The organism is Agrobacterium deltaense RV3, assembly GCF_900013505.1.
Classification (GTDB): domain Bacteria; phylum Pseudomonadota; class Alphaproteobacteria; order Rhizobiales; family Rhizobiaceae; genus Agrobacterium; species Agrobacterium leguminum.
On the sequence record NZ_LT009745.1, the window covers coordinates 1,559,640 to 1,574,353 of the forward strand.

The 14,714-nt window shown below is 60.9% G+C and carries 12 protein-coding genes, 1 pseudogene and 1 riboswitch; of the genes and pseudogenes, 5 read left to right on the forward strand and 8 right to left on the reverse strand.

Going from position 1 to position 14,714, the window contains the following annotated elements; all coding sequences use genetic code 11:
• Positions 1–323 precede the first annotated feature (323 nt).
• Entirely contained in the window at positions 324–761 is a 438-nt protein-coding gene (locus tag AGR7B_RS07875; RefSeq protein WP_078053045.1) for a PACE efflux transporter, read from the forward strand.
• Positions 762–784: 23 nt separating this feature from the next.
• On the opposite strand, the gene AGR7B_RS07880 is transcribed toward AGR7B_RS07875, so the two are convergent.
• From AGR7B_RS07880 to AGR7B_RS07900, 5 genes are all read right to left on the reverse strand, one after another.
• The gene (locus tag AGR7B_RS07880; protein WP_080856409.1) at positions 785–1,750 is read right to left on the reverse strand and encodes an alpha/beta hydrolase family protein; all 966 of its coding nucleotides are present in this window, start codon (positions 1,748–1,750) and stop codon (positions 785–787) included.
• A 112-nt stretch (positions 1,751–1,862) separates the two neighbouring features.
• The gene (locus AGR7B_RS07885; protein ID WP_080856410.1) at positions 1,863–2,468 is read right to left on the reverse strand and encodes an ABC-type transport auxiliary lipoprotein family protein; all 606 of its coding nucleotides are present in this window, start codon (positions 2,466–2,468) and stop codon (positions 1,863–1,865) included.
• Positions 2,469–2,483: 15 nt separating this feature from the next.
• Positions 2,484–3,854, reverse strand: a complete 1,371-nt coding sequence (locus tag AGR7B_RS07890; protein WP_065656140.1) for an MlaD family protein — start codon at positions 3,852–3,854, stop codon at positions 2,484–2,486.
• An 8-nt stretch (positions 3,855–3,862) separates the two neighbouring features.
• Positions 3,863–4,699 carry an ABC transporter ATP-binding protein gene (locus AGR7B_RS07895; RefSeq protein ID WP_065656139.1) on the reverse strand — a complete coding sequence of 279 codons (837 nt, stop codon included), beginning with the start codon at positions 4,697–4,699 and terminating at the stop codon, positions 3,863–3,865.
• 10 nt (positions 4,700–4,709) lie between these two features.
• Entirely contained in the window at positions 4,710–5,870 is a 1,161-nt protein-coding gene (locus AGR7B_RS07900) for an ABC transporter permease (RefSeq protein ID WP_080856411.1), read from the reverse strand.
• Positions 5,871–6,014: 144 nt separating this feature from the next.
• Here AGR7B_RS07900 and dgcA point away from each other — a divergent pair, with 144 nt between their 5' ends.
• Positions 6,015–6,998 carry an N-acetyl-D-Glu racemase DgcA gene (gene dgcA / locus AGR7B_RS07905; protein ID WP_080856412.1) on the forward strand — a complete coding sequence of 328 codons (984 nt, stop codon included), beginning with the start codon at positions 6,015–6,017 and terminating at the stop codon, positions 6,996–6,998.
• A gap of 290 nt (positions 6,999–7,288) precedes the next feature.
• Here dgcA and AGR7B_RS07910 read toward each other — a convergent pair whose 3' ends face one another.
• Entirely contained in the window at positions 7,289–8,128 is an 840-nt protein-coding gene (locus tag AGR7B_RS07910) for a UDP-2,3-diacylglucosamine diphosphatase (protein WP_161988019.1), read from the reverse strand.
• Positions 8,129–8,356: 228 nt separating this feature from the next.
• Here AGR7B_RS07910 and AGR7B_RS07915 point away from each other — a divergent pair, with 228 nt between their 5' ends.
• Complete coding sequence (locus AGR7B_RS07915) at positions 8,357–10,672, forward strand: NADP-dependent malic enzyme (RefSeq protein ID WP_078053050.1); 2,316 nt, start codon at positions 8,357–8,359, stop codon at positions 10,670–10,672.
• Between the two features lie 138 nt (positions 10,673–10,810).
• Positions 10,811–11,926, forward strand: coding sequence for a DUF2865 domain-containing protein (locus AGR7B_RS07920; protein WP_162934079.1), 1,116 nt, complete (start codon positions 10,811–10,813; stop codon positions 11,924–11,926).
• Positions 11,927–12,120: 194 nt separating this feature from the next.
• Here the strand turns inward: AGR7B_RS07920 and bluB are convergent, their stop codons facing one another.
• Both bluB and AGR7B_RS07930 read right to left on the reverse strand, forming a co-directional pair.
• Positions 12,121–12,837, reverse strand: a complete 717-nt coding sequence (gene bluB, locus AGR7B_RS07925) for a 5,6-dimethylbenzimidazole synthase (protein WP_004433034.1) — start codon at positions 12,835–12,837, stop codon at positions 12,121–12,123.
• A gap of 77 nt (positions 12,838–12,914) precedes the next feature.
• Positions 12,915–13,096: riboswitch (cobalamin riboswitch) on the reverse strand.
• 64 nt (positions 13,097–13,160) lie between these two features.
• Positions 13,161–13,991: a TolB family protein gene (locus AGR7B_RS07930; RefSeq protein ID WP_080856413.1), complete on the reverse strand. Its 831-nt coding sequence runs from the start codon at positions 13,989–13,991 to the stop codon at positions 13,161–13,163.
• Positions 13,992–14,182: 191 nt separating this feature from the next.
• On the opposite strand from AGR7B_RS07930, the pseudogene AGR7B_RS07935 reads away from it, so the two are divergent.
• Positions 14,183–14,559, forward strand: a pseudogene (locus AGR7B_RS07935) (glyoxalase superfamily protein).
• Positions 14,560–14,714: the final 155 nt, after the last annotated feature.

Sequence of the window (14,714 nt, forward strand, 5' to 3'; positions counted from 1 at the left end):
ACCCTTCGCGGCATCAAACCCTTTGAAGGGACCAATCAAACGGCGCCGGAATTCGTATAAACTTTCGTAACTAATGGTATGCTATACCGAAGTTATTACGGCTAGCGCAGAGATATGCGGAGAGCTTGCCCCCTCATCCCGCTGCCACGGACTTCTCCCCGGTGGGGAGAAGAAACAAGTGGCGCCCTCCCCGTGACATTGACTGCCTCAACGCCCGCGCTTGAAAATTCCGCTCAAAACCTCTATATGCCTCAGCGCGAGGACGACCTCGGCCACAGTGGCAACAGCATGCGGGACGGCCCGGTCACATACCGGAGAATGAAATGCGTTCCCTGCAAGATCGTATCCGCCACGCCCTCAGTTTCGAAATCATCGGCCTTCTTCTCGTCATTCCCTTGGGCGCGCTGCTTTTTGGCATGCCTATGGAAGATATCGGCATTGTCGGCCTCGTCAGCGCCACGCTGGCGACGGTCTGGAACTATGTCTACAATCTCGGTTTCGACCACGCCATGCAGCGCATGAAAGGCACGACGCTGAAGACGCCCGCCCTCCGGGTCGCCCATGCCGTGCTGTTCGAACTCGGTCTGCTGATCGTGCTGATGCCCTTCATCGCCTGGTATCTGAATATCAGCCTTGCCCACGCGCTGGTGATGGATATCTCGTTTGCGCTGTTTTACGTGGTCTATGCTTTTGTCTTCAACTGGAGCTACGACCGGGTTTTCCCGCTGCCGGAATGGAAGTCGCAGCAGGACGCCGCCTGACCGGCACGGAAAGGAACAACGCCTCAGAGCAGCGACGCCTTGAAGAAGCTGACCACCTCGGCGTTGAAGCTGCGGTGAAACCCCGCCCGGTCGAAACCCGCCGCATCGCTGCAAATCTGGGGCACGGCCTTTTCCATCTCGGCGGGGCAAGGGGCGATAAAGGAAAAGTGCCCCGCCCCTTTTACCATCCGATAGTCCGGTTTCACCGACAGATCGTCGCGCAGCCTTGCAACATCCTGCGGCGCGACACCGTCGCCGCCGCGTTCCGAACTCCAGAGCTGGACGGGGATCGTGATATTCTTCAGGTCGCCCGCGCCGGGAAAGGCATTCAACGGGTCGGCGGTAACCACAGCCTTCACACGCGCATCCTGACCGCCATGCTGCGGCAATGTCGTCTTCTGCCGCATCTGCGTGCAAATCGGCGCCTGCGGGTCGGGACAGGGCAGCCCGGCATTGGCAAAATCAGGCGTGCCGCCGGCAAGCACCAGCGCGGTATAGCCGCCGCGCGAAAATCCGAAGACGCCGATCCGCCCGGCATCGATGGAACCGGCGTCACTAAAACCTTCAAGCAGATGATCCAGCAACCGGGCAATATCCGCCGGACGGCCCGTCAGCGCGGAAAGCTCGCCCGCCTTTTTCATTTCAAGCGCATTGTCTCCGGGGTGATTGATAGCCGCGACAATGAAGCCGGCATCCGCCAGCGCCGCCGCCGTGTCCCGATGGCTGAAATAGGTGCCGCCAAAGCCATGGGAAATGACGACGAGCGGATACTTCCCTTCAGGAACAGGACAATCGCGCACGGCGGGCAAAAGGAAGGGACCGATCCTGACCTCTTCCGGCGCGGCCGCGCAGGGCGACCATACCGCAGCCTTCATGGCAGCTTTGCCATTCGCGGCTGGAACGTCGATCAGCCGGAGACCGACCGCCATGGCGGCGCCCGTTCCAGACAGGGCGGAAAACATAAGGCAAAGCAGCAGCAGAAATCGCATCACCAACTCACGGATCGGGCTCACGGATCGGGACCATTATGCACAGGCCGATCGGTGACCGGCGCTACGCGAACATAAAGCGGTTTCCTGTGGCGGCAATAACGCCGAACGCTTAAAGCGATTTCAGCGTCCAGGCCACGATATCGCGCGTGGCGGCGGCAAAGGCCTGATCCAGCGCTTTTACGAAATTGGCGTTGCCGGAACCGCTGACGCGGGCGCTGGCGCGGAACACCTCCTGCGCCTTCACCGTGCCGTTGCGGTCGTTCAGCAGCTTCACCGATATTTCGATATTGGCGATATTCCTCGCCGTATCGATTTCGAAGGCGCGAATATCGGTCACGACCTGATAGTCGATTGCCAGCCCCTGCCCCGGCCGGCCGACGCCGCCGAGCTTGCCGGTATCCTCGAAGGCTTCCACCAGTTTGGACTGTACCATGCGCGGCAGGCGGTCGCTCCATTGCGAGTTGCCGAGATATTGCACCTCCGAGCCGGAAAGGCGCACCACGATGTTTTCGCTGTCGAGCGCCTTCAGGGCGGTCGGATCGGCAATCAGCAATTGCCGGCTTTTCAGCGAAGGCCCCTGGGTAACCGCCGCCGAAGAGACGGAAAGATCGAAAGTATCGTTCTTCGGCGCACCCGCGCAGCCGGCCATCAAGGCGGCAAGCAGCGGAGCCAGAATGAGGGCGCGTCGCTGACGGCCGTTCATCGATCGTGTCATTGGCCCATACCCCTCTTAGCGCCTTGTTCTGCCATCATATTGTTTCACGGTTTCGCCGCCGAAAATCAACCGCTGCGGATCGCGGTCGATATTGGTGATGGCATTGTTGAGATTGTCGACCGTAACCCGCGTGCTGCCGATCAGCGCCTGGAAATCCTTCAGGCCCGAACTGGAGAAACGCGTCAGATTGTCGGCAATCGGCCCGATACGGGCATTGAGATTGTCAGCAACCGCCTTGAAGGAGGTGAGCGTTTCGCGCGCCTTGGCAAACAGCGAATTGGCGTCATCGGTGCCGAGCATGCCGTCCACCTTGGCGAGAATGCCGTCGACGCGGCTGGAGGCGAGGTTCAGCTTGCGGCCCATTTCGGTAAAGTCGGAAACCGCCTGGTCGATATCGGCACGGCGGGCGCCGACATCGTCGGCGATGCGTTTGAAGTTCGCCACGGCATCGCGCGCATCGGCGGTCGCAGAGGAAACGTCATCGACCACGGTGCCCACCTTGGCGGGATCGACGGAGGCGAGAAGCTCATCCGCGCGCTTCACCACGGTCTGCACTTCCGTGCTCGCCGCCTCGAAGTTTTTCGCCGTGCTCTGTACCGTCTCCATGATGCCCTGAATATCGCTGGAAGCGGAAGCGACATCCTTCGTCACCTTGTCGACATTCGACAGGATGGAATCGATCTTGCCGGCATCCACCGCCTTCACCAGATCCTCGATGGCCGTCAGCGTGCCGTCGAGACGCACCGAGACCGACTGTACCGTTGTGGAAAGCGAGCTAAGGCTGGCGATGAAATTCTTGATGCCATCGGAATTGGCCGCCAGCGCATCGGAGAATTTCTCGGCATTGCGCACCGTCTGCGTCAAGGGGCCACGCGCATCCTGCACGAAACCCTGCAATTCCCCGATGGCGCCATCGGCGCGTTTCAGGATCTTGTCGGCGGTGGCGAGCAGGTTGGTGACGCTGGAAAGATCGGCTGTCAGCTCGGCCGGAACGCCGCTTTCGACGGCTTTCTGCAGAATGCGCTCGCCATCCTTGTTACCGCCGGAAAGCTCGATATAGGCAGCACCCGTCAGGCCCTGAATTTCAAGTACGGCGCGGGTGGACGGGAAAACCGGGGCATCGGCCTGCACTTCGGTAAACGCGATGGAATAGGCCGGATCATCGCGGTCGATCGCAAGCCCGCGCACGGTTCCGACCGGAATACCGTTGAAGCGCACGGGAGACCCGACGGAAAGGCCGTTTGCGGAGCCGGGAATACGCACGACAAGCTGCGCCGTCGGGCCACCTCGGCCAAACTCGGCCATCCAGTAAACGAAGCCGAATGCGGCGGCGATCACGATCAGCGTGAAAATTCCGACTATGGTGTAGTTCGCCTTGGTTTCCATGCTTCTTGTTACTCCACCGGATTTTCGTGTCTGCCGTCCGGAAGAACGACAGAGCGGGCCCGTTTGCCGCGGAAATAGGACTGCACCCACGGATCGTCGCAGGCGAACATGTCCTGCAATGTCCCTTCCACCAGCACCTTCTTCTGGCCCAGCACCGCAATGCGGTCACAGACGGAGAAGAGGCTGTCGAGGTCGTGCGTCACCATATAGACGGTCAGGCCGAGCGAATCGCGCAAGCGCGCTATCAGCATATCAAATTCCGCCGCCCCGATGGGATCGAGGCCGGACGTCGGCTCATCGAGGAAGACGAGGTCGGGATCGAGCGACAGCGCCCGGGCAAGGGCCGCACGTTTGATCATGCCGCCGGAAAGCTCGGAAGGATACTTGTCGCCCGCATCGGGCTTCAGCCCCACCATCTCGATCTTCAGATAGGCAAGCTCGTCCATCAGCTTCTTCGGCAGGTCGAGATATTCCCGCATTGGCAGCTGGATGTTTTCCTTCACCGTCAGGCCGGAAAACAGCGCGCCCTGCTGGAACAGCACGCCAAGCCGCTGGTCGAGCATCATACGGTCGTCTTCGCTCGCCTTGTCGTAATCGGTGCCGAGAATGCGGATCGCACCCGCCTGCCGTGGCAGCAGCCGCAAGATCGCGCGCATCAACACGGATTTGCCAGCGCCGGAGGGGCCGATGAAGCCAAGAATTTCGCCGCGATAGACATCGAGGTCGAGATTTTCGAGCACGTTGCGGCCGTTGAAGCCGACGGTCACACCCTCGACGGAAAGCACCACCTCGCGGCCGTCTTTCCCGGTTCTTGTCTCATGCGGTTTCTGGTCCAGTTTCTCCAACGCGCCCTCCCTAAAAATCGATGGCTGCGTAGAAGATGGCGAAAAGACCATCCACCAGAATGACAACGAAGATCGACTTCACCACCGAGGAGGTGACGTGCTGACCAAGCGATTCGGCCGAACCGCCCACCTTCATGCCTTCAACGGCCGCGACGATGCCGATGATGAGCGCCATAAACGGCGCCTTGATCATGCCAGCGGCAATGGTCGATTCCTCCACGGCACCATGCAGGCGCGACAGGAACACCTCGAAGGTTATGCCGGAATAGGCAAAGGCCACGATGGCCGCACCGAAAAGCGCTGCGAAATTGGCGAGAATGGTCAAAAGCGGCAGCGCGATGGTGAGCGCCACCAGCCGCGGAAACACCAGCACGCCGACGGGATTGAGGCCGATCACCTTCAGCGCGTCGATTTCCTCGCGCATCTTCATCGAGCCGATTTCCGCCGTAATCGCGCTGCCGGAGCGGCCGGCGATCATGATCGCGGTCAGAAGCACACCGATTTCACGCAATTGCAGAATGCCGACCAGATCGACAACGAAGACTTCCGCACCGAAATAACGCAGCTGAAACGCACCCTGCTGGGCGATGATCGCACCAATCAGGAACGACATCAGCATGATGATCGGCACGGCGCGCACGCCCATATGGTCGATCTGGTTGACGATCGCCGCCGGCGAGACGCCACGGCCGCGCCCGAGCTTCATCTGCGCGCCGCGCACGGCCGAGCCGAGAATATACATGCCCGCCAGGAAATCCGCGCCGTTCTGAATGACGGCCTTGCCGATGGGCGCAAAAATACGCTCGGCGAGCCCCACCTTCTTGGGCGCCTCGCCCTCCATCTCCACCTTTTCGGGCAACTGGCCGATGACCTCTTCGATACGGTCATTGCCCGTCACGGTGACGGTGGCGCCATTTGCCTCGAGGTCCTTGCGCAGGCGCTGGATGATCCATGCGCCCGTCGTATCGATAGCCTCGACGGAAGAAAGATCGATTTCCACCGGGCCGGCCGATTTGCTCTTTTCGAGCTTTTCAAGACTGGGGAAAACACCGGCGAGATTGCTGTTGCGCCAGGAACCGCTCATGACAAAACGCAAGCCGCCGCCGGAGACGCTATCGTCTTCGGTGATTGCGGCCGGGTTCGCCTGTTGCCGTGTGTCCTGTTCTTGCATAATGCTCCGAGCGAGTGCAGCCGTCACGAGATTCTTAAAGGTTTCATAACGTTTTGGCCTCCGGCAAGCCACAGTGACGGCCGACAATTCGTGATAAATTTGGCGTCATGTGTCTTTTGCCGCCCAATCGGAAGTGAAAAAAACATGCCCCGTTACCTTCAAGCCACAACGGAACGTTTTCCCGTCGCCGGCAGCTTCACCATTTCACGCGGCACCCGCACCCACGCGGATGTCGTAACGTGCACCATCCGCGATGGTTCCTTTACCGGCATCGGCGAATGTGTGCCCTATCCGCGTTATGGCGAAAGTATTGAAGGCGTCATTGCCGATATCGAGGCGATGGCGGAGCAGATCGCCGGCGGTGTGACACGGCAGGAACTGCAACAGGCGATGCAACCCGGCGCCGCCCGCAATGCGGTGGATTGCGCGCTGTGGGACCTCGAAGCCAAGATCACCGGCAAAACCGTTGCCGAGCGCATCCTTGGACAGGCGGCAAAGCCGCTCGTCACCGCCTACACCATCTCGCTTGCCGACCCCGAGACCATGGCCGCGAAAACGGCGGAAAACGCAGGCCGCCCGCTGCTGAAGATCAAGACCGGCACGGCGGATGACGAAGCGCGTCTCAGGGCCGTGCGCGCCGCCGCACCCGAAGCGCGCATCATCATCGACGCCAATGAAGGCTGGAACGATTATAATATCGAATATTATCTGCGGCTTGCGGCAGAACTGAAGATATCGCTGATCGAGCAGCCGCTACCCGCCGGCAAGGATGACATCCTCGCCCGCATCGACCATCCGGTGCTGATCTGCGCCGATGAAAGCGTGCATTCCACGAAGGACCTCGCCGGCCTGCGCGACCGCTACGATGCGATTAACATCAAGCTCGACAAGACCGGCGGCCTGACCGAAGCGCTTGTCATGAAGGCCGAGGCCGAAAGGCTCGGCTTCACCATCATGGTCGGCTGCATGCTCGGCACCTCGCTCGGCATGGCGCCCGCCGTGCTGGCGGCGCAGGGCACCGCCTTCGCCGATCTCGACGGACCGCTGCTGCTGGCGCAGGATCGTGAGCCGGGGCTGGTTTATGAGGGTTCGCTGGTTTATCCGGCACGGCCGGAATTGTGGGGGTAGAACTCTCGCTAAGGGTCCGCACTGGGTTGGTGTCGAGAGGCTGCGTTCGCACCATCTCGCCGGTGCCTAACCGGAAGGTTACTGGGAAGGCTCTAAAGCCTCACCTCCGTCATGCCGGACCTGATCCGGCATCCAGCCACGGCGCGTCTGCGCCGTGAGAAATAGGTCTTACGCGATCAAAGACTTGATCGCACTGGATCCCGGCTCAGGGCCGGGATGACGGTATGCGGATGCTACAATTTTTGCCAAACACTTCGTTTACAGGTGAGCCTGCAACCAAACACGCCAACTCAGGCCGCGTGCTTCCCGATCAGCCCCGGAATATCCACCGGCTCCATCTCGTCCGATGTGTGTTCGGCGGTAACGTCGCTCGTTTGCATCCAGGTGATCAGCTCGAAGCTGCCATCAGCATTTTCGGCAATCGCCGTGCAGCTTTCCACCCAGTCGCCGGTGTTGATGTAGCGAATGCCGTCCATGTCTTCCATGACCGCATGGTGAATGTGGCCACAGATGACGCCATCGACATTGTTGCGGCGCGCCTCGTCGGCCACCACGCGCTGGAATTCGCCGATGAAGTTGACGGCGTGTTTGACCTGCAGCTTGGCCCAGGCCGAGAACGACCAGTAAGGCAGGCCGATGCGGCGGCGCACGGCGGCGATGGCGATGTTGAGCGCAATTGCCGCGTCATAGGCCCAGTCGCCAAGATAAGCGAGCAGGCGGGCGTTGCGCACCACCACGTCGAACTCGTCGCCATGGATGATCAGGTACTTCTTGCCGTCGGCGGCCTCATGGATCATGCGCTCGGCAACTTCGATGCCGCCGAAATGCATGCCCGGAAATTCCCGCAGGAATTCGTCATGATTGCCGGGAATATAGACGATGCGCGTTCCCTTGCGGGCCTTGCGCAGAAGCTTCTGCACCACGTCGTTGCAGCCCTGCGGCCAGTACCAGCTGCGGCGCAGACGCCAGCCGTCGACAATGTCGCCGACGAGAATGATCGTCTCGGCCTCGTGATATTTCAGGAAGTCGAGCAGATAATCCGTCTTGGCCGCCTTGGAGCCGAGATGAACATCCGAAATGAAAAGCGTTCTGAACTGTCTGGTTTCGATTTGACCGGCCACGGATTTCATCCCCCTGTTCGGTTGCGTCCCTGCGGCTTTCTTACCTCTCAGAACCAGACTCGTGTTTCAGCAACATGACAGACGCCGGTTTTTATAGGGAATATGACGAAAGCCTTCACGAAAACGCGAATAAGCCATGGCCGCATTTGCATAAGGTGCGGTCAAATAACGGCTGTACCACGGGGAAGTTTGTTGTATTCAGGGGTCCGGAATTGAACCAGACATGACGGTGGAAGAATGACCTCTCACGATAAGAACAACACGCCCGCCAACACGGCAAAGGCCGACATCGAGGAACAGGCGCTCTTTTTCCACCGCTATCCGCGCCCCGGCAAGCTGGAAATCCAGGCCACCAAGCCGCTCGGCAACCAGCGCGATCTGGCGCTGGCCTATTCGCCGGGTGTTGCCGCCCCCTGCCTCGCCATCCATGAAAATCCGGAAACGGCGGCGGAATATACCGCCCGCGCCAACCTCGTCGCCGTCATTTCCAACGGCACGGCGGTGCTCGGCCTCGGCAATATCGGCCCGCTTGCTTCCAAGCCGGTGATGGAAGGCAAGGCCGTCCTCTTCAAGAAATTCGCCGGCATCGACGTTTTCGATATCGAAATCGATGCGCCCGGCATCAACGACATGGTCTCCACCATCGCAGCGCTGGAGCCCACCTTCGGCGGCATCAACCTTGAGGACATCAAGGCGCCGGAATGTTTCGAGGTTGAGCGCCAGCTGCGCGAGAAGATGAACATCCCGGTCTTCCACGATGACCAGCACGGCACCGCGATCATCGTCGCCGCCGCCGTCACCAATGCGCTGGAACTCGCCGGAAAATCGCTCTCGAGCGTCAAGATCGTCGCCTCGGGCGCCGGTGCGGCAGCCCTTGCCTGCCTCAACCTGCTCGTTTCCATGGGCGCGAAGAAAGAAAACATCTGGGTCCACGACATTGAAGGCCTCGTTTACGATGGCCGCAACACGCTGATGGACGAGTGGAAGGAAGTTTACGCCCAGAAGACCGACAAGCGCGTTCTCTCCGAAACCATCGACGGCGCGGATGTCTTCCTCGGCCTTTCCGCCGCAGGCGTGCTGAAGCCGGAACTCCTGGAGCGCATGGCGGAAAACCCGCTGATCCTCGCGCTTGCTAACCCCAATCCGGAAATCATGCCGGAAGCGGCGCGTGCGGCCCGTCCGGATGCGATGATCTGCACCGGTCGTTCGGATTTCCCGAACCAGGTGAACAACGTTCTCTGCTTCCCTTATATCTTCCGCGGCGCGCTCGATTGCGGCGCAACGACCATCAACGAGGAAATGAAGATGGCCGCCGTGCAGGCCATCGCCGAACTCGCGCGTGAGGAAGTTTCAGAAGTGGCCGCAAAGGCCTATAGCGGCGAAACGCCGGTCTTCGGCCCGAACTACCTCATCCCCTCGCCCTTCGATCCGCGCCTCATCCTGCGCATTGCGCCAGCCGTTGCCCGCGCTGCGGCCGCAAGCGGTGTCGCCGCCCGGCCGATCACCGATTTCGAAGCCTATCTCGACCAGCTGAACCGTTTCGTCTGGCGTTCCGGCTTCATCATGAAGCCGGTCTTCAACGCCGCGAAAGCCGCCGAAAAGAAGCGCATCATCTTTGCCGAAGGCGAAGACGAGCGCGTACTGCGCGCCGCCCAGGTGCTTCTGGAAGAAGGCACCGGCATCCCGATCCTCATCGGCCGTCCGCAGATCATCGAAACGCGCCTGAAGCGCTTCGGCCTGCGCATCCGCCCGCATACGGATTTCGCCGTGGTCAACCCGGAAGACGATCCGCGCTACCGCGACTATGTCGATGACTATTTCGCCCTTGTCGGCCGCGTCGGCATCAACCCGGAAGCAGCCCGCACCATCGTGCGCACCAACACGACCGTCATCGGCGCGCTGTCGGTGAAGCGCGGCGAAGCGGATGCGCTGATCTGCGGTCTCGAAGGCCGTTACGACCGCCACCTGCGCGACGTCAACCAGATCATCGGCAAGCAGGAAGGCGTGCGTTCCTTCGCGGGCCTCAGCCTGCTCATCACCCAGCAGGGTGCGCTGTTCCTCACCGATACTTTCGTGAATTACGACCCGACCTCCGAGGAAGTGGCGGAAATGGCCATTCTCGCGGCCAAGGAAATCCGCCGCTTCGGCATCACGCCGAAGATCGCCCTCGCCAGCCATTCCAATTTCGGCTCGCGCGATTCCGAAAGCGCCCGCAAGATGCGCCGCGCCCTGAAGATCGTGCAGGAGGCCGCACCGGAACTGGAAGTGGATGGCGAAATGCAGGGCGGCTCGGCCCTTTCGGAAGCGCTGCGCAAGCGCGCCATGCCGAACAGCGTGCTGACGGGCGAAGCGAACTTGCTGGTCTTCCCGAATCTCGATGCCGCAAACATCACGCTCGGTGTCACCCGCACCTTGACGGAAGGCCTGCATGTCGGCCCGATCCTGCTCGGCACGGCCCTGCCCGCCCATATCCTGTCGCCCAGCGTCACCTCGCGCGGCGTCGTCAACATGGCGGCGTTTGCCGTGGTGCAGGCCTCGCACCCTTCGGTGTGATGCTGCGGGCGCATTAACGCAATTTTGAACAGGCTGTTGCCGCATTGCGGCAACAGCTTATGTTATCTTCCCGAAACACGGATGTCGTGAAGTATAACGCCCCTGCCACCGGCCGGGGACATCGAACGGATCGAACAATTGACCCGCCGCAGCCGCATCATCGGCCTCCTGCTTCCCCTTGTTTTCATCGCCCCGGCCGCCGCCTTCGCGGATCAGGTCTGCGATACGCTTTATGCGCAATTGCGCGAGCCGCCCCGCGTCATAGGCAACACGGCAGAGGTGCGCCGTTATGCCAACGCGCTCGCCCGCCAGAATATCGTCATCCGCAAGATCAGGAACGACCTGCGCGGCTATGGCTGCTCATCCGGCAGCGTCATCGTCTATGGCAATCCCAATGCCGGTATCTGCGCCGAGATCGGCGATGCGCTGGCGGAAGCGGAAAGCGAGCGCGACGCCATCATCCGTGACCGCGACGACGCCATGGCGGCCGCGCGTAGCGACGACGGCGACATCAGGCGTCAGCGCATCCTCGCCGCCCTCGATGCCAATGGCTGCAACACCCTGCCGCAGACGGAAACACAATTGCCTCCGCCTCCGGATGTGACGCGTTATCCCGACGCCTTTCGGCAGAATGGCCCGCAGAACGACGATGAGCCGGGACAGGGGGGGCTTTCGCCCTACCCCAACGCCGCCGCCGAGGGCGGGCTTCGCACACTCTGCGTGCGCACCTGCGACGGCTCGTTTTTCCCCATCGCGTCCAATGCCTCGCCGCTCGATTTCCGCGCCCAGGCGGAGCAGTGCGAGAAAATGTGTCCGGGCACCGAGACGGAGCTTTATTTCCACTCCATGACGGATCAGGAAACCGCCGATATGGTGTCTGCGGAAACAGGCAAGCCCTACAGGGACCTGCCAACCGCCTTCGCCTATCGAAACGCCAGTACAAAAGCGCCAGGCTGCGCCTGCAACATGGCCGCCTACCACAAGGAAATGCAAAAGCAGGAAGAGGCCGCCCGGCCGCAGCCCGAAAAACCCTATTCCGGCATCACCACCATTCCATCACCGCAAGGTGACAAGGCTGAGAAACCCACCGAACAGCAACAGGCCGCCAAGCCGCCGGAACAGCCCGTTCCCGAACGCGACTATGACCCGAACGACAGCAGCGTCCGCGTCATAGGTCCGAAATTCCTGCCCGACCAGACGGGCCGGATCGACCTGAAGAACCCGGCACTGAAGGGTATACAGCCGCAGCAGTGACATACATCGCGGAGCGAGCAGGCGCCGCTTGTTTCTTCTCCCCGAGCGGGAGAACTCCGCGGCAGCGGGATGAGGGGGCGAGCTCTCCGTATACCGCTAGCGTTGCCCCCTCATCCGACCCTTCGGGCCACCTTCTCCCCGACGGGGAGAAGAAATACGCGGCGACGTCCCGCCTTATTCACAGGTCTCCGCTTCTATACCCCGCCCCAGCGGTTACGAAACACCAGTTCCTCCAGCGGCACGCGCTGTCGCCAGCCCTTCACCGCCAGTTCCGGCTCGTTATAGAGCGCATCGACACGGCCGAGGCAAAGCCAGGCGACGATTTCGATATGGTCGGGAATATCGAGAATGGTGCGAATGTCGCTATCGTGGAAAATGCTCACCCAGCCGACACCGATGCCTTCGGCGCGCGCCGCGAGCCAGAGATTCTGGATGGCGCAGACGGTGGAATAGACATCCGTGCGCGGATTATGGGTGCGGCCCAGCACCACCTTGCCGCCGCGCGTCGGATCGCAGGTGACGCAGATGCTGAGCGGCGCCTTGCGGATGCCTTCAAGCTTGAGACTGCGATAAAGCGCCTGTTGCTCGCCCGTAAACATCGCCGCCGCCTCCTCATTGGCGCGGCTGAAGGCCACGAAGGCCGCCTGACGGATCGCGCCATCGGTGATGAGGGTAAAATTCCACGGCTGCATGAAACCGACCGAGGGCGCGGAATGGGCCGCCTTCAAAAGACGCTCCACCAGATCGTCCGGCAGCGGGTCCGGCAGGAACTGGTCGCGCACGTCGCGACGGGTCTCGATGGCACGGTAAATCGCCTCGCGTTCCTCACAGGAAAACGGGCGGGCGGGCGAGAGCGCATGATCGAACGAACTGGCGCCGGGCGGATTGCTCACGGACGAATCGGCTGGCATCGTCTATCCCCAACAATGCGAAGGCCGGGCGCAAATGCGCACCCCGCCTCGACAATAACCTGCCGCCGTCCGCGCGGTTCGGTCTATCTTATCAGGCCGGTCTTCTGACTTGGCTTCATCCGCCCTTTTCGCCTTCCCGAACTGCTTCAGTGGCTTAAAAAAAGAACGTCCGCCTCACAGCGCTGGGCACGTTCCGGTCTTTCACCGGATTCCCGATTCTCCCGCCGCAAGGGCAGGCACCTGACAGGCAAGCTATGGGCAAAAAAGTTTGCGAATGCAAGCATCCTGCCGGTGGTGCGGCAATGTGGCCCGCCTCACCCCCATCATTCCACCGGAAAATACCGGACATAAGCAAACTCATCCCCATCCGGTGACCAGTTGGGCGAGTTCATCGTGCCCTGCCCGCCGAAAAGTTCGAACAGCGTCTCGGCATTGCCGCCATCCATGTCCATCAGCCGCACCCGTACATCGAGATCGCGCGGATGGTCGAAAACGTCGCCGTCATAGGAAATGAACACCACCTTGTCTCCCTTGGGAGACGGGTGCGGAAACCAGTCGCCATAGGGACTGTCGGTAATGCGCTCGACGGCGGAGCCATCCACCCGCACGCGCCAGATCTGCATTCGCCCGGTGCGGCTGGAATTGAAATAGATCCACTCGCCGTCAGGCGAATAATCCGGCCCGTCATTGCGGCCCTCGCCATGGGTCAGCCGCGTCTCGACGCCGCTTGTTATATCCATCGAATAGATATCGAAGACCTGATCGCGAATGCCGCAATAGGCGAAACCTTTCCCATCCGGAGCCCATCCATGCCAGTAGGAGGGAAGATTTTTCGTCATCAGCCGTGGCGCCCCGCCCACCGAGGGCATGAGGTAGATGGCGCTCTTGCCAAATTCCACCTTATCGGAAATGGCGTAGAGCGATCCATCCGGCGAAATGCCGTGATCGTTGTTGCAGAGCGTGGCAAAGCCGGTATCGACCTTCTCCGGCGCGATATCACCGGCAAGAGACAGGCGGTAAAGCAGCCCTTCACTGTTCAGCAGCAGATAATTTCCATCCGGCGACCAGTTCGGCGCTTCAAAAAGATCAGGCGTCTGCCACACCACCCGCATCTGCCGGGTGCGGATGTTGAAGATTTCGATGGAGCTGCGCATTCTGCCTCCCGGGCGTGTCCGTGTCTCGTTCAAAGCGCCGGACAATGCAGACATTCCGTTTGCATCCACCATCGCCTCGATTATGATCCTAGGGCGGCAGGCACCGTCCTGCAAATTCAAACCGGAAAAAACGCCAGCGCTCCGGCACCGTCCGTGACCCTTGCTGTTTCTCCCAGATCCGAGGTTCCGCGATGAATACCATCGCCGATCACGGCATCCGCTTCGGCCGGATCGCCGCAATGCTTCCTGTCAAAAACATCGAAAAGGCCCATGATTTTTACGTTGGGGTGCTGGGCTTCGAAAAGACCTTCGAAAACGGCAACCCGTCGGCTTCATGATTCTCAAACAGGGCAATGCCGAGCTGCACCTGACATTGCAGCCCACCCACAAGGCAGCGCCTTTCAATGTGGCGCATATGATGGTGAGCGATGTCGATGCGCTGCATGCGCTCTGCAAGAGTGAGGGCTTGCGCATCATCAAGGGCCTGCAGGACAAGGATTACGGCCTGCGCGCCTTTGTGTTTGAAGACCCGGATGGCAACCGCATCGATGTGGGGCAGGTTATTTGAGATCAGCGAACGGCGCGGGGTTTTCTCCGCGCCGCTTGCTTAAACGCGAAGGCTTGTTGTGGAACGAGCGCATGCCCCTTGTTTCTTCTCCCCGCCGGGGAGAAGTCCGCGGCAGCGGGATGAGGGGGCAAGGGCAGTGAGTTACGGCAACGTTG